The following is a 17383-nucleotide window of genomic DNA, read 5'->3' as shown; positions in this document are numbered from 1 at the left end:
GGTCCCAGGCGATGGCCACGAACTTCGGACGGAATTGAAGTATGTCCACCAAGCGCTGCTATTACGAGACCCTCGAGGTCGAGCGGAACGCGGACGAGACCAAGCTGAAATCAGCTTTCCGCAAGCTCGCGATGAAGTGGCATCCGGACAAGAATCCGGGCGACTCCAGCAGCGAAGTCCGGTTCAAGGAAATCAACGAGGCCTATGAGGTGCTGAAGGACGGCGACAAGCGCGCCGCCTATGACCGCTTCGGCCATGCCGCTTTCGAGCAGGGCATGGGCGGCGGCGGCCCCGGCTTCGGCGCCGGCTTTGCCTCATCCTTCTCCGACATTTTCGAAGATCTGTTCGGCATGGCCGGGCAGCGCCGCAGCGGCGGCCGCGAACGCGGTGCCGACCTGCGCTACAACATGGAGATCACGCTGGAGGAGGCCTTCCAGGGCAAGACCGCGCAGATCGAGATCCCGGTCTCGGTCACCTGCGAATCCTGCTCAGGCACCGGCGCCAAGGCCGGCACCAAGCCGAAGACCTGCTCACATTGCGGCGGCGCCGGCCGGATCCGGCAGGCGCAGGGCTTCTTCACGCTGGAACGGACCTGTCCCGGCTGCCAAGGCCGCGGTCAGATGATCGAGGATGCCTGCACCTCCTGCGCCGGCTCCGGCCGGGTGACGCGCGAACGCACGCTGTCGGTCAACATTCCCCCGGGAGTCGAGGACGGCACCCGCATTCGTCTCGCCGGCGAAGGCGAGGCCGGTGTCCGCGGCGGACCGCCCGGCGACCTCTACATCTTCCTGTCGCTGACCACGCACCAGTTCTTCCAGCGCGACGGCGCCGACCTGCATTGTCGCGTGCCGATCTCGATGGTGACCGCAGCACTTGGCGGCGAATTCGAAGTGCCTACCATCGACAAGGGCAAGACCAAGGTGAAGGTGCCGTCCGGCACCCAGTCCAGCCGTCGATTCCGCATTGCATCAAAGGGAATGCCGGTGCTCCGCTCACGGCAGACCGGCGACATGTATGTCCAGGTTGTGGTCGAAACGCCGCAGAATCTGACCAAGAAGCAGCAAGAATTGCTGATGGAGTTCGAAAAACTGTCGTCCGGCGCAACCCAGCCGGAGGCAGCGGGTTTCTTCTCTAAGGTCAAGGACTTCTTCGGAAACCGCTCGGTCTAGCCGCAGTCGTTATGCTTGACCGTAACGACTTCGATCTATACGTGTTTATGACTGTTTTCTGACAACCGCTCGATTGTGCGCGGTCCCGCCTGGTAGCGACATGCCTCTGCAATCGTCCGTGCGTGCGTCGAAGAAGCCCCTCCGTCTCGACGACGAGGTACGTTTTCTCCGTTCATGGATCGAGAAGCCGCTGCATATGGGCGCGGTGATGCCGTCCGGACGGCTGCTTGCGCGCACCATGGCGCAATATGTCGATCCCGAAGCCGAAGGACCGGTCGTCGAACTTGGACCGGGCACCGGGGCGATCACCAACGCGCTGATCGAGCACGGCGTCGATCAAAAACGTCTCGTCCTGGTTGAGTACAATCCCGGCTTCTGCGCGTTGCTGCGCGAACGCTATCCGCAGGCCAAGGTGGTCCAGGGTGACGCCTACAGGCTGCGCGATACGCTGTGGGACGTCATGAAGACACCCGCCTCGGCCGTGGTCTCCGGCCTGCCGCTGGTCACCAAGCCGATGCTGACCCGCCTGAAGCTGATCCGCGATGCCTTCCTGGCGCTCGCACCCGGCGCGCCGTTCGTCCAGTTCACCTATTCGGTGGCGCCCCCGATTCCGAAGTCGCTGCCGGGCGTGTCCACAGAGGCCTCCGAGCGGATCTGGATGAACCTTCCGCCCGCGCGGGTCTGGGTGTATCGCAAGGGCTGACCTTCCAGCGCCGTCGCGCTGGGCGCGACCTACACCTGCGATTTCGAAATGTCCGCGCTGAAAATCCTCGTGATCCCGGGATCGCTTCGATCCGGCTCGCTCAATGCGAAGCTGGCCGCCGTGCTGGCGCATGAATTGGCGCAATCCGGCGCCGACGTCACCCGCATCTCGCTCGGCGATTTTCCGCTGCCGATCTATGACGGCGACCTGCAGGCGAAATCGGGCGTGCCGCAGCACGCCGTCAATCTGAAGCGGATGATCGGCGCCCATCATGGCGTGCTGATCGTGACGCCCGAATACAATTCCTCGGTGCCGGCGCTGGTGAAGAACACCATCGACTGGGTCAGCCGCGTGCAGGATGCGCAGGAGGCCCGCGGCCAGGTGTTCCACGGCCGCGCCTTCGCGATGGCGGCCGCATCCGGCAACCGGCTCGGCGGCACGCGCGCGCTGGCAGCGCTGCGCCTGATCCTGACCGCGTGCCACGCCACCGTGATCCCGAACCAGCTCGCGCTGTCATTCGCCGAGCAGGCCTATGACGACATGGATCGTCTGAAGCACCAGGCCGACATCGATACGATGCGGGCGCTGGTGCGACAGCTGATCGACCATTCCCAACGCATGATGTGAGGTGACATGCAGCCAGCCCAGATCGCTCCAAGGATCGCTCCAAGAGACCGGTTGATCGTGGCGCTCGATTTGCCGTCGGTCGCTGCGGCCGAGGCGATGATCGACAGGCTCGGCGACAGCGTCTCCTTCTACAAGATCGGCTATCAGCTTGGTTACGCCGGCGGTCTCGTGCTGGCGAAGCAGCTTGCAGGCCGTGGCAAGAAGGTCTTTCTCGATCTCAAGCTGCACGACATCGGCAACACCGTTGCGCGCGGGGTCGAAAGCGTCGCTACTCTCGGCGCGACCTTCCTCACCGTGCATGCCTATCCGCAGACCATGAAGGCGGCGGTCGAGGCCCGCGCCGGCACCAGTCTGAAGATCCTCGCGGTGACGGTGCTGACCTCCTATGACGACAGCGACCTTCACGCCGCGGGCTATCGCCTCAACGTCTCCGATCTCGTCGAAGCGCGCGCCCGGCAGGCGCAGGCGCTCGGTGTCGACGGCCTCGTCAGCTCGCCGGAGGAAGCGAGCGCCTTGCGCAAGATCGTCGGCGATCAGATGAACCTGGTGACCCCCGGCATCCGCCCGGCGGGCTCGGCGACCGGTGACCAGAAGCGCATCATGACGCCGGCGCGCGCCATCGCTGCCGGTGCCGACTATCTGGTGGTCGGACGTCCGGTGATGGAAGCCGCCGATCCGAGGGCCGCGGCCGAAGCCATTCACACCGAGATCGCCCAGGCGCTCGCCTGAACCAACAACACGGGAGAACAGAGATGGCGAAGGGATACTGGATTGGACGCGTCGACGTTCATAACGAGGACGGCTACAAGCCCTACATGGCGGCCAACCCGGCCATCTTCCAGAAGTTCGGCGGCAAGTTCATCGTGCGCGGCGGCAAGTTTGCCACCGTGGAGGGCCAGAGCCGGTCGCGCAACGTCGTGATCGAATTCCCCGACTATGAGACCGCGCTCGCCTGCTACAACTCGCCCGAATACCAGGCCAACATCAAGGTGCGGCAGCCGCACTCGATCGCCGACCTCATCATCATCGAGGGTCACAATAGCCCATAGGCCGGGGCGGGCTCGGTTGCCGGAACAGTCATGGCTCGCTATACGGCTTGGAGAGGTGAGCCATGGCTGACATGCGTCTGATTGTTGCGGGAGCCGGCGGCCGGATGGGCCGCACGCTGACGCGGGTGATTTCCGAAACCCCGGGGGCGGTCCTGGTCGGCGCGCTGGAAGCGCCCGGCTCGGAGCTGCTCGGCAAGGACGCCGGCGTGCTCGCCGGCCTTCCCGCCAATGACGTCAAGCTGTCGGCCGATCTATGGTCGATGTCCGCGGCTGCCGACGGCATCCTGGATTTCACCGTGCCGGCCGCGACCATCGCCAATGTCGCGATCGCGGCCGAGCGCGGTCTTGTGCATGTCATCGGCACCACCGGCCTGTCGCCGTCCGATGATGCGGTGATCCGCAGCGTCACCAACCGCGCCATCGTGGTGAAGTCGGGCAATATGAGCCTCGGCGTCAATCTGCTTGCCGCGCTGGTCAAGCGCGTCGCGCAATCGCTCGACCAGAGCTTTGACATCGAAATTCTCGAGATGCACCACAAGTCCAAGATCGATGCGCCGTCCGGCACCGCGCTGATGCTCGGCGAAGCCGCTGCCGCGGGACGCCAGATCGCGCTGGAGCAGCATTCGGCGCGCGGCCGCGACGGCCTGACCGGGGCGCGGCGTCCCGGCGATATCGGCTTTGCCTCGTTGCGCGGCGGCACCGCGGCCGGCGATCACAGCGTGATCTTTGCCGGTCCTTCGGAGCGCATCACGCTCTCGCATCATGCCGAGGATCGCGCGCTGTTCGCGCAGGGCGCGCTGAAGGCAGCGCTGTGGGCGCACGGCAAGAAGCCCGGCATGTATTCGATGACCGACGTTCTCGGGTTGAGCGACTGAGATCGCGCGACGAAATAAAATCCAGCCAAGCGAAAACGGAATCTGAAATGAGTGATCGTCTTCTTGTGCTCGTTCGTCATGGTCAGAGCGAATGGAATCTGAAGAACCTGTTCACCGGGTGGAAGGATCCCGATCTCACCGAGCAGGGCATCACTGAGGCCAAGGATGCCGGCCGCAAGATGAAGGCGCAGGGCCTGTCGTTCGACGTCGCCTTTACGTCAGACCTGACGCGCGCGCAGCACACGCTGAAGCTGATGCTGGAGCAGATCGGCCAGACCGGATTGCCGACCACGAAGAATCTGGCGCTCAATGAACGCGACTACGGCGATCTCTCGGGCCTCAACAAGGACGACGCCCGCAAGAAGTGGGGCGAGGACCAGGTCCTGGTCTGGCGCCGCTCCTACGACGTCCCGCCGCCCGGCGGCGAGAGCCTCAAGGATACGCTGGCGCGTACGCTGCCCTATTACGTGCAGGAGATCCTGCCCGGCGTGCTGCGCGGCCAGCGCACGCTGATTGCCGCCCACGGCAATTCGCTGCGCGCGCTGATCATGGTGCTGGAGAAGCTGACGCCGGAGCAGATCCTCAAGCGCGAGCTCGCGACCGGCGCGCCGGTGGTCTATCGGCTCAATGCCGATTCCACCGTCGCGTCCAAAGTCGATCTGGCGGGGTAAGCGATGCGTGATCCGTCATCCTGAGGAGCGCGCCCTTGCGCGCGTCTCGAAGGATGCACGGCCACCAGCCGGGCCGTCGACCCTTCGAGACGCGCTTCGCGCTCCTCAGGGTGACGGTGAGAGACTGGTGACGGTGAGAGACGCAACGGTCTACCTCGCAGCGATCAATGCAATCCGACCTGGCCGGCTTCCCAGCCCAGCATCGCCTGCTTGCGGGTGATGCCCCAGTGGTAGCCGGTCAGCGCGCCGCTCTTGCCGAGGGCGCGATGACAGGGCACCACGAACGACACCGGATTGCGGCCGACCGCGGCGCCGACGGCGCGCGAGGCCTTCGGATTGCTGATCTTGCAGGCGATGTCGGAATAGCTGACCGCACGGCCCATCGGGATCTTGAGCAGCGTTTCCCATACCCGCACCTCGAAGTCGGTGCCGATCAAGACAACGCGCAGCGGCTGGTCAGCCCGCCACAAGCTTGTATCGAACACGCGCTGCGCCAACGCAGTGGTGCCGTCGGTGTCCTCGACATAGGTCGCATTCGGCCAGCGCCGCTTCATGTCGGCGAATGCAGTCTGCTCATCGCCGGGGTCGGCAAAGGCAAGCCCCGCGAGCCCGCGATCGGTCGCGATCACGATTGCGGTGCCGAACGGCGAGGGGTGGAAGCCGTAGCGCAGCGTCATGCCGCCGCCGCCGGTCTTCCATTCGCCTGGAGACATCGCCTCGTGCGTAACGAACAGATCGTGCAGTCGTCCCGGTCCCGAGAGACCTGAGTCGAGTGCCGCGTCGAGCACGCTGGCGGAATCGCGCAGCAGGTTCTTGGCGTGATCGAGCGTCAGCGCCTGCATGAAGGCCTTCGGCGTCAGCCCGGCCCAGCGGCGGAACAGATGGTGCAGTTCATCCGGCGTGACCGCGGCGGCATCGGCCATCGCCTCGATGGTCGGCTGGGCGCGCCAGTGTTCCGAGATGAACGCGATGGCGCGCCGAACCGAATCATAGTCGCGCAGCGCGGCGCTCTGGAGGCCCGGCTTGGCCAGGCGCTGGTCATGTATGGCGAGTGTCATCATGGTGTCTGATTTAGGAGCCATGGCGCGTCCAAACCACCCGATTTCTGACAAGCACGATTAGGCGACGGGGTTGTAGGTCGGGCCGCGTTTCGCGGTATTCAAGGCCGCCGTCAAAGCCTTGGAGAAGCTGGCCTTTTCGTCCGGGCTGAGGAAGCTCCCGACGCTGACCCGGCGGCCGCGGGACACCAGATAAAGCCGCTCGATGCCGAACTCCTCATGCGAGATCTGCTCGAACCGCACCCAGAGCGGATTGAGCACCCATTCGGCCACATGGCCGCGGTGACTGATCCGGCGCACCCGCAGTTCCGACGGCGTCACGGTGATCTCCTCGCTCGCCTTGGCGGTGCGGAAATTGACCTTGAACGCCCAGTAGATCACCAGCACGTCGAGGCCGAAGAAGCCGAAGATCGGCCAGGCGCCCAGCCACCAGAACACCGCGCCGGCGATGAAGCTGATCACGGTGACGAACGACATCAGCACGATAAAGCCCGTGCGGTTCAGCGAGCGGTGCGGCGTCAGCAGCGCCGAGAACAGCTTCGGCTCCGCCTCAGGCGCATTCACCTCGAGGTCATCGGCCCTGAGGTCATCGCTCCGATCAAAGTCGTTGCCTGCGGTCATGACGTATCAGTATATCCCGTTCATGGCCAAAATCATCCGCCCTCAACGCGCCAGCGCGTCAAGCGTTCAGTTCGCGCCGAAGAAGAAAGCCGCGAACGCGGCAAAGCCGCTGCCCAAACGCGCGGCAGAGAAGGCGGCCAAAAAGCCTGCCAAGCAGGTCGCCAAGACGATCGCCAAGAAGATTGCAAAGCCAAAGCCATGGACGGCGGCGGAGGTCTACGAGGTCTTCGATCGGTTCCGCAAAGCCAATCCCGAGCCGAGGGGCGAGCTCGAGCATCTCAACCCCTACACGCTGCTGGTTGCGGTGGTGCTGTCGGCGCAGGCAACCGATGCCGGCGTCAACAAGGCGACGCGGCCGTTGTTTGAGATCGCCGACACGCCGGAGAAGATGCTTGAGCTCGGCGAAGAAAAAGTGCGCGAGTACATCAAGACCATCGGGCTCTATCGCAACAAGGCCAAGAACGTCATCGCGCTGTCCAAAAAGCTGATCGCCGAATTCGGCAGCGAGGTGCCGCGCACCCGCGCCGAAATCGAATCGTTGCCCGGTGCCGGCCGCAAGACCGCGAATGTCGTGCTCAACATGGCGTTCGGCGAACACACGATGGCGGTCGACACCCACGTGTTTCGCGTCGGCAATCGCACCGGTCTCGCACCGGGCAAGACGCCGCTCGAGGTCGAGCTGGGATTGGAGAAGGTGATCCCGACGGAGTTCATGCTGCACGCCCATCACTGGCTGATCCTGCATGGCCGCTATACCTGCCTCGCCCGCGGCCCGCGTTGCGAAGTGTGTTTGATCAATGATCTCTGCCGGTGGCCGGAGAAGACGGTCTAAGGCATCATCGTCATCAAGTGTTACTAGGCTTGGCGTTCCGGCGCGTGACTGAGGAGTGTAGCGTGGCAGAGCAGGTTCAAGATGGTCCGTCGCAAGTGAGCCAGACTGCGACTGCTCCAGTCCAAGCGCCAGCCAAGTCGCAGCCTGCGGCCAGCGGCTTCTGGGGACGCTTCGCTATTCCGCTGTTTGCGGTGCTCGTCGCGCTGGTGTTCGTCGCAGTGGCGACGACGCATTGGAACGGATGGGTCGGCAGCGCCACGATCCAGACCACCGATGACGCCTATGTGCGCGCCGAGCTGACGCAGCTCAGTAGCCGCGTGTCCGGCGAAGTGCTCACGGTCGCGGTTTCCGATTTCCAGCGCGTCAAGGCCGGCGATCTGCTGGTGCAGATCGATCCGGCCGACTACCAGGCCCAGGTCGCGCAGGCCGAAGCCGGCGTGGTCGGTGCCCAGGCTGCGCTCGACAACCTCAACAACCAGGTCGAGCTGCAATATGCGACCATCGCGCAGGCCGAGGCCTCGCGGTTGTCCGCGGAGGCGCAGCAGACTCTGGCGCGCCAGGAGGAAGAGCGTCAGCAGTCGCTGTCGCAAACCGACGCCGGCACGCGGCAGCGCCTCGAGCAAGCCACTGCATCCTACGCCAAGGCGGAGGCCGACGTGCAGGCCAGCCGCGCGGTGATCGCGGCACAGCGCCATCAGCTCGAGGTCCTGCAAGGCACCAAGAAGCAGCGCGCCGCCGACCTCGACGCCGCCAAGGCCCTGCTGGCATCGGCCAAACTCAAGCTCGGCTACACCAGGATCGCGGCACCATTCGACGGCGTCACCGGCGAGCGCCAGGTGCAGCCGGGCGACTACGTCAACATCGGCACCAACCTGGTCAATGTCGTGCCGCTGCCGAACGTCTATGTGATCGCCAACTACAAGGAAACCCAGCTGACCAACGTCAGGCCGGGCCAGCCGGTCGAGGTCACGGTGGACACGTTCTCCGGCCAGAGGCTGCGCGGTGTCGTCGAGCGCATCGCGCCGGCGAGTGGATCGCAGTTCGCGCTGCTGCCGCCCGACAACGCCACCGGCAATTTCACCAAGGTGGTGCAGCGCATCCCGGTACGGATCCAGTTCGACAAGGGCCAGCCGCTGCTCGAGCGGCTGCTGCCGGGCATGTCGGTCGTGACCCGGATCAACACCGGCGAGGCGGTCGCCAATGGCGGAAAGTGACGATCGCGAACGCGGTCCGGTCTCGCGTGGCGACGTCGCACGCTATCCGCTGTTCGCGGTGGTCGCCGTGCTGCTCGGCGCGTTCCTGGCGAATTTCGACAGCCGCCTGACCACGATCGGCCTGCCCGACTTGCGTGGCGCGTTCTCGCTGACCTTCGACGAGGGCGCCTGGCTCTCGACCGCGGCGATCGGCTCGCAGATCTTCGTCGCGCCCGCGGTAGCCTGGCTTGCGACTGTATTCGGCTTGCGGCGCGTGCTCGGAATCCCGAGCCTGGTCTATGCCGTGGTCTCGCTGACCATCCCGTTCGTACGCGACTACACGACGCTGATCGCGCTCAGCATCGCGCATGGCATGTTGCTCGGTACTTTCGTGCCGGCGACGCTGATGATCATCCTGCGCAACCTGCCGATCCGTTGGTGGATTCCAGGAATCGCGATGTATTCGATCCGCGTCGGCTTCGCGCTGGACTCGTCGAGCTCACTGGTCGGCTTCTATGTCGAGCACCTCGGCTGGCAGTGGCTGTATTGGCAGGGCATGGCGATCGCGCCGCTGATGGGGTTGATGGTCTATCTCGGCACGCCGAAGGAGCCGGTCAATCGCGACCTGCTGCACCATGCCGATTGGGGCGGCATGCTGCTGCTCGGCGCCGGGGTGTCGATGGTCTATGCCGGGCTCGATCAGGGCAACCGGCTGGACTGGCTGTCGTCGGGCACGGTGATGGCATTGCTGATCGGCGGCGGGCTCCTGATCGTCGCCTTCATGATCAACGAGATGGTGGCGCGCCGGCCCTGGGCGCATTTCAACGTGCTGTTCTCACGCAACATCGGGCTCTCGCTGATCGTCATCCTGCTGTACACGCTGACCAGCCTGTCGAACTCGTCGCTGGTGCCGAATTTCCTCGGCACCATCGGTGCGCTGCGGCCGGAGCAGTCCGGCGTACTGCTGTTCACTTACGGCGCGCTGCCGATGTTCGTGCTGGTGCCGATCTCGATCCTTATGCTCCGCCGCATCGATCCGCGCATCGTCGTGGCGCTCGGCTTCTCGGCATTCGCGGCGGCCAATCTCTGGGGCACGCAGCTGAGCCATGTCTGGGCGCGCGAGGACTTTGTCGGCATCGTCCTGCTGACGTCGGTCGGGCAGGCGTTCACGCTGCTGCCGATCATCATCATGGCGCTGGCCAACTCCGATCCGTCGCGGGCGACGGCGTTCGCGGCCTATATCCAGATCATGCGGCTCGGCGGCGCCGAGATCGGCATCGCATTGATGGGCACCTGGCTGCGCGTCCGCGAGCAGATCCATTCGAATTATCTCGGACAGCATGTCCAGAACGGCGATGTCGACGTCGTGAACCTGCTGAAGCGGTTGGCGGGTGAATTCTCCGGCCACGGCATAGGGACGGCGATGGGGCGGGCCGTCGGCACGCTCGCGGCGCTGGTGCAGCGCGAGGCCAACACGCTCGCCTATATTGACGGCTTCTGGCTGTGCTTCTGGCTCGCCATGCTGGCGCTGTTCCTGGTCGCCCTGATCACGCGTGCGCCGCAGGGGCCGCTGTCGCCGGTGCCGTTCGGCTTCGTGAAGAACTTGCTCCGCAAACCAGACGCCGCCGCTTCCTGACCGGCGTCCCACCACCACGCTGGGTCAATTTATAGTGAATGCAGCGCGCGACTGATGTCGCCGGGTCTGAAATATTTTGCACATCGCGTGGTTCCACAACCGGGGGAACTGGAGCCACGATGACCGAGACCAAGCAGACGGCCGCGCTTGTTTCCATGGCGACGGCGGTTCCACCGCATCTATTCCATCAGGGACAAGTCCTTCAGGCCGCGCGCAGTCTTCTCGCCGACCGCTATCCCGAGTTCGAGACGCTCTCCAGCCTGTTCGCCAACACCGGCATTCAGCATCGCTATGGCGTCAAGCCGATCGAATGGTACCTCGAACGGCGCGGTTGGCCGGAGCGGACGCAGGCGTTCCTCGAAGGCGCGGAGGCGCTGTTCGTCGACGCCGCCCGCAAGGCGATTGCGCGTGCCGATTTGGCCGGCAGCGACATCGATATCGTGGTCACGGTGTGCTCGACGGGCATCGCCACGCCGACGCTGGAGGCACGTGTCGCCGGCAAGCTCGGTCTGCGGACGGACGTGTCGCGCGTGCCGGTGTTCGGTCTGGGCTGTGCCGGCGGCGTGTCGGGCCTGTCGATTGCGGCGCGGCTGGCGCAGGCGCAGCCAGGTGCCAACGTGCTGCTGGTTGCGCTCGAGCTCTGCACGCTCGCGGTCCGGCACGATGAGCTCACCAAGGCGAATATCGTTGCCGCCAGCCTGTTCGGCGATGGCGCCGCCGCAATCGTGCTGCGCGCCGGGGACGGCGGTGCGACGCGGATCGAGGCGGCGGGCGAAAAGCTCTGGCCGGATACGCTCGACATCATGGGCTGGACGGTCGATCCGGAAGGCTTCGGTGTCGTCTTTCAGCGCACCATTCCGGATTTCGTCCGCAATCATCTTGGGTCGGCCGTTGCCGAAATCCTTGCGCGGATGCAGCTGACGATCGACGACATCGACCGTTTCCTCTGCCATCCCGGCGGCTCCAAGGTCATCGCCGCGCTGGAGCGGGCGCTTGCGCTCGATCAGGGCACGCTCGATCACGAACGCGACGTCATCGCGGCTTGCGGCAATATGTCGGCGCCGACGGTGCTCTTTGTCCTCGAACGGGCCTGCGCCAGGGGCTTGCCGCCGCGCTCGCTGCTCACGGCGCTCGGGCCCGGCTTCACGCTCAGCTGCGTTGCGCTCAGGCACGCGGCATGAGCTTCGCTTCGGTCATCCTTGCGCTGGTCACGCTGCAGCGTCTCGGCGAACTCGTGCTGTCACGCCGCAACACGGCGCGGCTTCTGGCGCAGGGCGCGATCGAGGTCGGCGCCGATCACTACCCGCTCATTGTGCTGGTTCACGCCGGCTGGCTGATCGCGCTGTGGATCTTTGGCCGCAACCAGGATGTCAATCTGGCTGCGCTGGCGGCTCTTCTGGTGTTGCAAGGCTTGCGTGTGTGGATCTTGGCCGCGCTCGGGCCGCGATGGACCACGCGGATCATCGTGCTGCCGGGCGCGCCGCTGGTGGCATCCGGGCCATATCGATATTTCCCGCATCCGAACTATGCCGTCGTCGTCGGTGAAATCGCGCTGCTCCCGCTCGCGCTGCATCTGCCGGCGTTGGCGCTGATCTTCACCGTGCTCAATCTCGCAGTGCTCGCAGTCCGAATTCGCGCCGAGACCCGCGCCCTCTCGGTTTCCGCCTGGCCGCGCATCAGCACGCCATGAGCGACCGGGCGCAGCATCGAACCGACAGTCCATCGGCCGCGACCTGGGCCGGCTTCCTCCTGATGTGCCTCGGCATGTTCATGGCGATCGTCGACATCCAGGTGGTCGCAACCTCGTTGCCGACGATCCAGCGTGCGCTGGCGATCTCGCCTTCGGCGATGAGCTGGATCCAGACCGCCTATCTGATCGCGGAGGTGATCGCGATCCCGCTGACCGGACTGTTTACGCATGTGCTGTCGTTGCGATGGCTGTTCGTCGTTGCCGTGAGCCTGTTCACCATCGCGTCGATCGGCTGCGCTTTCAGCGGCGGCTTTGCCGTGCTGCTGGTGTTTCGCGTGCTGCAGGGATTCTCCGGTGGCGTTCTGATCCCCGCGGTGTTCTCTGCCGTGTTCACGCTGTTTCCGGTGCGCCTTCATGCGGTGGCCACCACGATCGGCGGCGTCGTCGCGGTGCTGGCACCGACCGTCGGACCTGTGGTCGGCGGCTGGATCACGCAAACCTGGTCGTGGCCGTGGCTGTTCCTGATCAATGTGGTCCCGGGGGCGCTTGCGGCCGCGGTCACTCCGTCGCTGCTGCCGAGAGAGGGCGTGCATCTCCACGCGTTGTCGAGACTCGACAAATGGTCGCTTGCCCTGCTCGCAGCAGCGCTCGCAAGCTTCATGATCGGCCTGAAGGAAGCGCCGCAGCGCGGCTGGCTTTCGATGCTTTGCCTGAGCTTGCTGGTCGGAAGCATCGTCGGGATGGCGCTGCTGATCCGGCGCACGCTCCGCGTGACGCATCCAATCGCGCGATTGACCCTGTTCAGGCGGCGCCCGTTCGCGATCGGTTGCGGCCTGAGCTTTTGCCTCGGCATCGGCCTGTATGGATCGACCTATCTGATGCCGGTCTTCCTCGGTTTTGTCCGCCGTCATGACGCCTTCGAGATCGGCACCATCATGCTGGTCACCGGAGTTGCGCAGCTCGTCGCCGCGCCGCTGGCGGCAATCCTCGAAAGCCGTGTCGGCGCGCTTCTGCTGACCGCCGCCGGCTTCGCCTTGTTGGCGTTCGGTCTCGGCCTCAGTGCCTTTCAACCGCGCACGGCGGATTTCGGCGAGATGTTCGGGCCGCAGGTCATGCGCGGCGTCGCGATCATGTTCTGCCTGCTGCCGCCGACGCGCATTGCGTTAGGCAACTTGCCGGAGTCGGAGGTTGCCGACGCCAGCGGACTGTTCAACCTGATGCGCAATCTGGGTGGCGCGATCGGGATCGCCTTGATCGATACCATCCTCTACGGGCGAAGCCCGATCTATGGCGAGGATTTTCGTGCACGCCTGCTGGCAGGCGATATCACCGCGGCGCAGGCGATCGGCCTCGATCCAATGTTGCTGATCAACCGTCCGCCGGGTCCGCCGGACGATGCCACGGTGGCGTTCATCCGGCCGCTGGTCGAGCGAGCGTCGCTTGCACTCACCGTCAACGAGGCATGGGCGATGCTCGCCTGCGTGCGATCGCAGGATTGCTGCTGGTGCCATTGGCGCTCGACCGTGCGCCCTCTCCACGATCGGTGCCTTCAGATCCGGTCTAGCTGCGGCCGTGTTGTTTGACGCGCCTTTCTCATCGGAGGCGATGACCGAAATCGCCACCGGCGTCCCTCCGAATTGCCCCTACCTCTCGCCGCCTGGCGGAGATTGACACCGCTAGTCAGTGCTGCTATGTACTAGTAGTCAGTAACACTAAGTAGGATGGGGAGATGCTTCGTGAGCAAGCAGATGACGGAGATGCTCAAGGGCACGCTGGAGGGCATCGTCCTCGCAATCCTCTCTGTGCAGCCCGCTTACGGTTACGAGATCACGGCACGTTTGCGGGAGCAGGGCTTCTCCGACATCGCCGAAGGCACCGTCTACGCATTGCTCGTCAGGAACGAGCAAAAGGGTTTCGTCGCCGTTGAGAAGGTCCCGTCCGAGAAGGGGCCACCACGCAAGGTCTATTCGCTCAACGCTCAGGGACACGAATATCTCGAGGAGTTTTGGAGGACATGGAGCTTCCTCGCGGAACGTCTCGAACAGCTCCGGGAAAGAAAGGCATGAACATGTTCATCGCACGGATGATCGATGAGAAGAAACGCTACTGGCAGTACAAGGCGCGCACGGAGCAGCTTCCCGCAAGCTATCACACCGCGATCGATGCGTTGGAGCGGTACCTCATGTACTTCGGGCCCGGGAAGGGCGACGAGTTACTGGCCATGCTGGAGGATCTTGCCGATCTCTTCGACGAGAGCGCCGCGAGCGGGACGCCAATCCGCGCGATCGTCGGCGAAGACCCCGTGGAGTTCGCCGAGGCGTTTCGTCGGAACTATCCGGTGGGCCAGTGGATCATCCGGGAGCGCGAACGGCTGACCCAAGCCATCGATCGCGTCGCAGGCAACCAACCGTAACGAAACAGCGAGCGGCCGACGGAGGCACGAGGCAATGAGTGACGTCAATGGCGTAGTTGAGCACGGCTGGGAGCAGGTGGCGGACACCTTTCGCGCCAACTTCAAAGCAGGAAAAGACCTGGGCGCCGCATGCTGCGTCTACGTCGATGGGCGTGCCGTGGTCGATCTGTGGGGCGGTCAGGCCGACCGCGACAGGAACCGTCCGTGGGTTCAGGACACGGTTGCGCTCACCGCGTCGACTACGAAGGGTGCGACCGCAATGTGCGCCCACCTCCTTGTCCAGCGTGGACTGCTCGATCTCGATGCTCCCGTCACCCGATATTGGCCGGAGTTCGGCGCGGCGGGCAAGGGGACGATGCCGGTCAGGTATCTGCTCTCTCACCAAGCCGGCCTGCCGTATGTCGACACACCGCTGACATTCGAGGAGGCGTGCGCCTGGGATCCGCTGATTCGCGCGCTGGAAATACAGAAGCCGCTCTGGACGCCCGGGACGGAGCACCTCTACCACGCCATGACGTTCGGCTTCCTCGTCGGAGAGGTCGTCAGGCGTATCACGGGCAAGTCCTTGGGCACATTCTTCGCCGAGGAAATCGCCCGCCCTCTCAAGCTCTCCGCATGGATCGGTCTACCCGAAGAGATCGAGCCGCGGGTTGCCCGGCTCGAGGTGGCTCCCTTCCCGTACGGCTCCCCCGAGGACCTGGTGACTGACTTCGCCAAGCTCATGGGGTTGGACACCGCCGTGGCAGAGACCTTGGTGAAGGATGTTTACGGACCGGGTTCGGCCTTCATGAAGGCCGGGGCGGTGGGCGGCGTCACCGAGGAGAACATGCACTCGCGGGCTTATCGGGCGGCGGAGTTTCCCGCCGCGAACATGTTCGCCAACGCCCACTCCATCGCCCGCATGTACGCTGCAACGGTGAGCGACGTCGACGGCATCCGTCTCCTCCAGCCCGACACGGTGGCTGCGATGACGATGGTTCAGACCGACCGCACGCGCATGCACGGCGTCCCATCGGAGTTGCTGCCCTACACGAAGAACCTGTTCAACATGTCGCTGGGCTTTTGGCGGGCGACCCCGCCTATCAGTTCCCTGCTCGGCCCAGCGTCATTCGGCCATCCCGGCAGCGGAGGGTCGCTCGGGGCTGCCGACCCCGAATCGCGGGTCGGTTTCGGCTACGTTACCAATCTCTGGGCGGCCACCCTGATCGATCCGCGTGCCATTGAGCTGACGTCCGCGGTCAGAAAGTGCCTCGACTAAAGCGCGACGAGATTGGGTTGAATCATCGTCGCGCTTCAGCTCGTTGCTTCAGCATGGTCCTTTCGGAAAACCGCTTATGCACTTTTCCGGATCAAGCCCTAGACCGACCGGACGTTGCTGCGTCGCGCCGGCTCGATCAATTCGCGGCGCGGGCCCGACAGCCGCTTGTACATGTGCACCATGAAGGCCATGCCGAACAGCGGCGTCGCCAGATTGACGATCGGGATCGAGACGAAGGCCGCGATGAACAGGCCGGCCGTGAACACGGTCGCCGCGTTCTCCTTGCGCATCGCCTTGGCATCATCAGGCGAGCGGAACCGCATCGCCGCGAGCTCGAAATATTCGCGGCCGAGCAGCCAGGCGGTCGCGATGAAGAAGATGATGAAGCCTGCGCCTGCGAACAGCACGAACGGCAGTGCGACCACATAGACCAGGATGGTCAGCAGCGCCGTCTTGACGCCCTCGATGGTCGCGAGCGTGACCGGCAGCGCCGTGCCGGGATGGTCGGCCGGATAGTGCTCGCGCTCGACATGGTCGGCGACGTCGTCGACGAACAGGCTCGCCACCAGCGAGGTGATCGCGGGCATCAGGAAGATGCCGCCGAGGACGACGCCGAGGCCCGCCGAGATCGAGATGATCCAGGACAGCACGTGCAGGGTGGAATGGAAGTTGGGGCCGAGCATGCCTTCGGCCCAGACCTCGCCAGTGTCGGCAAACCAGCTGAGCAGCCGCTGCAGCCCGATCGCCAGCACGCTGATCAAGACCAGCGCAAGACCGATCGAGCGCCACAGGATCGTGCGCATCGGCGGCGACAGGATTTGCGAAAGCGCCTTGACGGCGGCGTCCAACATGACTGGGTTACCTCTGCAAATTGACGAGCGAGAGGTAGCCACCCAATATGGCTTCGGCAAGTGCCGCGTGTGTCGCGGTGAGAGCGTTTTCGAGCTAGGCGTCGAGCGGCTTGCCGCGGACTTCAGGTCCCCAGACACCGATAGCAATGATCACGACGACCATCGCCGCGGTGATCAGGCCGAACACGCCGCTGACGCCGGCCTCTCTCAACATGAACGCCACGATGAAGCCGGAGAAGGTCGCGCTGAGCCGGCTCATCGAATAGACCAGCCCGGCTGCGCGCGCACGGATCGCGGTCGGGAATACCTCGGTCTGGTAGGCGTGATAGGCGTAGGACAGCGTCATGTTGGCTCCGGTCACCAGCACGCCGCTCAAGATCAGCAGCACCGGCTCGGTAAGCTGCGAGAAGGCCAGGCCGAACACCGAGATCGCGACCGCCGCGCCGCAGATGATCCATTTGCGTTCGAAGCGATCGGCGAAGGTTGCGGCCAGCAGCGGCGCGAGCGGATAGGCGAAGGCGATGATGAAGGAATATTGCAGGCTCTTGGTGACGTTGATGCCCTTCTCGACCAGCAGCGCCGGGACCCAGTTGGAGAAGCCGTAGACGCCGAATGCCTGGCATAGATTGAAGATCATGAAGAGCACGACGAGCGAGGCATAGGGTGGTCGGAACAGGTCGGCATAGCCGGTCTCGGGCGACGTCCGCGCCGCCGCCGTCGTGGCCGCGGGGGCAGGG

Annotated in this window: 19 protein-coding genes and 1 pseudogene; 16 read left to right on the top strand and 4 right to left on the bottom strand. The window is 64.7% G+C overall.

Features of this window, described 5'->3' with window-relative positions; translation table 11 throughout:
- Positions 1 to 41: 41 nt before the first annotated feature.
- From dnaJ to H8A95_RS17375, 7 genes are all read left to right on the top strand, one after another.
- The gene (gene dnaJ / locus H8A95_RS17405; protein ID WP_229184225.1) at positions 42 to 1169 is read left to right on the top strand and encodes a molecular chaperone DnaJ; all 1128 of its coding nucleotides are present in this window, start codon (positions 42 to 44) and stop codon (positions 1167 to 1169) included.
- Between the two features lie 100 nt (positions 1170 to 1269).
- On the top strand, positions 1270 to 1872 hold the full coding sequence (locus H8A95_RS17400) for a class I SAM-dependent methyltransferase (protein ID WP_229184224.1): 603 nt from the start codon (positions 1270 to 1272) through the stop codon (positions 1870 to 1872).
- A gap of 48 nt (positions 1873 to 1920) precedes the next feature.
- Entirely contained in the window at positions 1921 to 2499 is a 579-nt protein-coding gene (locus tag H8A95_RS17395) for an NADPH-dependent FMN reductase (RefSeq protein ID WP_229184223.1), read from the top strand.
- Between the two features lie 6 nt (positions 2500 to 2505).
- A complete protein-coding gene (pyrF, locus tag H8A95_RS17390) occupies positions 2506 to 3228 on the top strand; it encodes an orotidine-5'-phosphate decarboxylase (RefSeq protein ID WP_229184222.1) in 723 nt (240 codons plus the stop codon).
- A gap of 23 nt (positions 3229 to 3251) precedes the next feature.
- Complete coding sequence (locus H8A95_RS17385) at positions 3252 to 3548, top strand: DUF1330 domain-containing protein (RefSeq protein ID WP_229184221.1); 297 nt, start codon at positions 3252 to 3254, stop codon at positions 3546 to 3548.
- Between the two features lie 62 nt (positions 3549 to 3610).
- Complete coding sequence (gene dapB / locus H8A95_RS17380) at positions 3611 to 4423, top strand: 4-hydroxy-tetrahydrodipicolinate reductase (protein ID WP_229184220.1); 813 nt, start codon at positions 3611 to 3613, stop codon at positions 4421 to 4423.
- 47 nt (positions 4424 to 4470) lie between these two features.
- Positions 4471 to 5094: a 2,3-bisphosphoglycerate-dependent phosphoglycerate mutase gene (locus H8A95_RS17375; RefSeq protein ID WP_229184219.1), complete on the top strand. Its 624-nt coding sequence runs from the start codon at positions 4471 to 4473 to the stop codon at positions 5092 to 5094.
- 164 nt (positions 5095 to 5258) lie between these two features.
- On the opposite strand, the gene H8A95_RS17370 is transcribed toward H8A95_RS17375, so the two are convergent.
- On the bottom strand, positions 5259 to 6155 hold the full coding sequence (locus H8A95_RS17370; protein WP_229184251.1) for a methylated-DNA--[protein]-cysteine S-methyltransferase: 897 nt from the start codon (positions 6153 to 6155) through the stop codon (positions 5259 to 5261).
- 57 nt (positions 6156 to 6212) lie between these two features.
- Complete coding sequence (locus H8A95_RS17365) at positions 6213 to 6773, bottom strand: DUF2244 domain-containing protein (RefSeq protein ID WP_229184218.1); 561 nt, start codon at positions 6771 to 6773, stop codon at positions 6213 to 6215.
- A 22-nt stretch (positions 6774 to 6795) separates the two neighbouring features.
- Here H8A95_RS17365 and nth point away from each other — a divergent pair, with 22 nt between their 5' ends.
- The 9 genes and pseudogenes from nth (at position 6796) to H8A95_RS17320 (ending at position 15795) form a co-directional block, all read left to right on the top strand.
- Positions 6796 to 7605: an endonuclease III gene (gene nth / locus H8A95_RS17360; RefSeq protein ID WP_229184250.1), complete on the top strand. Its 810-nt coding sequence runs from the start codon at positions 6796 to 6798 to the stop codon at positions 7603 to 7605.
- Between the two features lie 62 nt (positions 7606 to 7667).
- Complete coding sequence (locus H8A95_RS17355; protein ID WP_420839403.1) at positions 7668 to 8819, top strand: HlyD family secretion protein; 1152 nt, start codon at positions 7668 to 7670, stop codon at positions 8817 to 8819.
- On the top strand, positions 8806 to 10434 hold the full coding sequence (locus H8A95_RS17350) for an MFS transporter (protein WP_229184217.1): 1629 nt from the start codon (positions 8806 to 8808) through the stop codon (positions 10432 to 10434). The genes H8A95_RS17355 and H8A95_RS17350 overlap by 14 nt, the downstream gene beginning before the upstream one ends.
- A gap of 119 nt (positions 10435 to 10553) precedes the next feature.
- Positions 10554 to 11615 carry a type III polyketide synthase gene (locus H8A95_RS17345; RefSeq protein WP_229184216.1) on the top strand — a complete coding sequence of 354 codons (1062 nt, stop codon included), beginning with the start codon at positions 10554 to 10556 and terminating at the stop codon, positions 11613 to 11615.
- Positions 11612 to 12124, top strand: a complete 513-nt coding sequence (locus tag H8A95_RS17340; RefSeq protein WP_229184215.1) for an isoprenylcysteine carboxyl methyltransferase family protein — start codon at positions 11612 to 11614, stop codon at positions 12122 to 12124. The genes H8A95_RS17345 and H8A95_RS17340 overlap by 4 nt, the downstream gene beginning before the upstream one ends.
- Before the next feature lie 62 nt (positions 12125 to 12186).
- A pseudogene (locus H8A95_RS17335) lies at positions 12187 to 13688 on the top strand (DHA2 family efflux MFS transporter permease subunit).
- 172 nt (positions 13689 to 13860) lie between these two features.
- Positions 13861 to 14190, top strand: coding sequence for a helix-turn-helix transcriptional regulator (locus H8A95_RS17330; RefSeq protein WP_163161697.1), 330 nt, complete (start codon positions 13861 to 13863; stop codon positions 14188 to 14190).
- Positions 14187 to 14537 carry a DUF1048 domain-containing protein gene (locus H8A95_RS17325; protein ID WP_229184214.1) on the top strand — a complete coding sequence of 117 codons (351 nt, stop codon included), beginning with the start codon at positions 14187 to 14189 and terminating at the stop codon, positions 14535 to 14537. Before H8A95_RS17330 ends, H8A95_RS17325 begins: the two co-directional genes overlap by 4 nt.
- 34 nt (positions 14538 to 14571) lie before the next feature.
- A complete protein-coding gene (locus tag H8A95_RS17320) occupies positions 14572 to 15795 on the top strand; it encodes a serine hydrolase domain-containing protein (RefSeq protein WP_229184213.1) in 1224 nt (407 codons plus the stop codon).
- A 98-nt stretch (positions 15796 to 15893) separates the two neighbouring features.
- Here H8A95_RS17320 and H8A95_RS17315 read toward each other — a convergent pair whose 3' ends face one another.
- Complete coding sequence (locus H8A95_RS17315) at positions 15894 to 16646, bottom strand: sulfate transporter family protein (RefSeq protein ID WP_229184212.1); 753 nt, start codon at positions 16644 to 16646, stop codon at positions 15894 to 15896.
- Positions 16647 to 16740: 94 nt separating this feature from the next.
- Positions 16741 to 17383 (bottom strand): MFS transporter (locus H8A95_RS17310; RefSeq protein ID WP_229184211.1); only part of this gene is annotated, 643 nt, incomplete at its 5' end.

Origin of the sequence: Bradyrhizobium oropedii (genome assembly GCF_020889685.1) — a bacterium.
GTDB lineage: Bacteria > Pseudomonadota > Alphaproteobacteria > Rhizobiales > Xanthobacteraceae > Bradyrhizobium > Bradyrhizobium oropedii.
Note: the sequence above shows the minus strand (reverse complement) of the source record. Positions and strands in the feature narration are given on the sequence as shown.

What these genes read in the sequence shown, in the direction of transcription:
- dnaJ (WP_229184225.1), top strand. Translation starts at nt 42, where the DNA reads ATGTCCACCAAGCGCTGCTATTACGAGACCCTCGAGGTCGAGCGGAAC.
- H8A95_RS17400 (WP_229184224.1), top strand. Translation starts at nt 1,270, where the DNA reads ATGCCTCTGCAATCGTCCGTGCGTGCGTCGAAGAAGCCCCTCCGTCTC.
- H8A95_RS17395 (WP_229184223.1), top strand. Translation starts at nt 1,921, where the DNA reads ATGTCCGCGCTGAAAATCCTCGTGATCCCGGGATCGCTTCGATCCGGC.
- pyrF (WP_229184222.1), top strand. Translation starts at nt 2,506, where the DNA reads ATGCAGCCAGCCCAGATCGCTCCAAGGATCGCTCCAAGAGACCGGTTG.
- H8A95_RS17385 (WP_229184221.1), top strand. Translation starts at nt 3,252, where the DNA reads ATGGCGAAGGGATACTGGATTGGACGCGTCGACGTTCATAACGAGGAC.
- dapB (WP_229184220.1), top strand. Translation starts at nt 3,611, where the DNA reads ATGGCTGACATGCGTCTGATTGTTGCGGGAGCCGGCGGCCGGATGGGC.
- H8A95_RS17375 (WP_229184219.1), top strand. Translation starts at nt 4,471, where the DNA reads ATGAGTGATCGTCTTCTTGTGCTCGTTCGTCATGGTCAGAGCGAATGG.
- H8A95_RS17370 (WP_229184251.1), bottom strand. Translation starts at nt 6,155, where the DNA reads ATGATGACACTCGCCATACATGACCAGCGCCTGGCCAAGCCGGGCCTC.
- H8A95_RS17365 (WP_229184218.1), bottom strand. Translation starts at nt 6,773, where the DNA reads ATGACCGCAGGCAACGACTTTGATCGGAGCGATGACCTCAGGGCCGAT.
- nth (WP_229184250.1), top strand. Translation starts at nt 6,796, where the DNA reads ATGGCCAAAATCATCCGCCCTCAACGCGCCAGCGCGTCAAGCGTTCAG.
- H8A95_RS17350 (WP_229184217.1), top strand. Translation starts at nt 8,806, where the DNA reads ATGGCGGAAAGTGACGATCGCGAACGCGGTCCGGTCTCGCGTGGCGAC.
- H8A95_RS17345 (WP_229184216.1), top strand. Translation starts at nt 10,554, where the DNA reads ATGACCGAGACCAAGCAGACGGCCGCGCTTGTTTCCATGGCGACGGCG.
- H8A95_RS17340 (WP_229184215.1), top strand. Translation starts at nt 11,612, where the DNA reads ATGAGCTTCGCTTCGGTCATCCTTGCGCTGGTCACGCTGCAGCGTCTC.
- H8A95_RS17325 (WP_229184214.1), top strand. Translation starts at nt 14,187, where the DNA reads ATGAACATGTTCATCGCACGGATGATCGATGAGAAGAAACGCTACTGG.
- H8A95_RS17320 (WP_229184213.1), top strand. Translation starts at nt 14,572, where the DNA reads ATGAGTGACGTCAATGGCGTAGTTGAGCACGGCTGGGAGCAGGTGGCG.
- H8A95_RS17315 (WP_229184212.1), bottom strand. Translation starts at nt 16,646, where the DNA reads ATGTTGGACGCCGCCGTCAAGGCGCTTTCGCAAATCCTGTCGCCGCCG.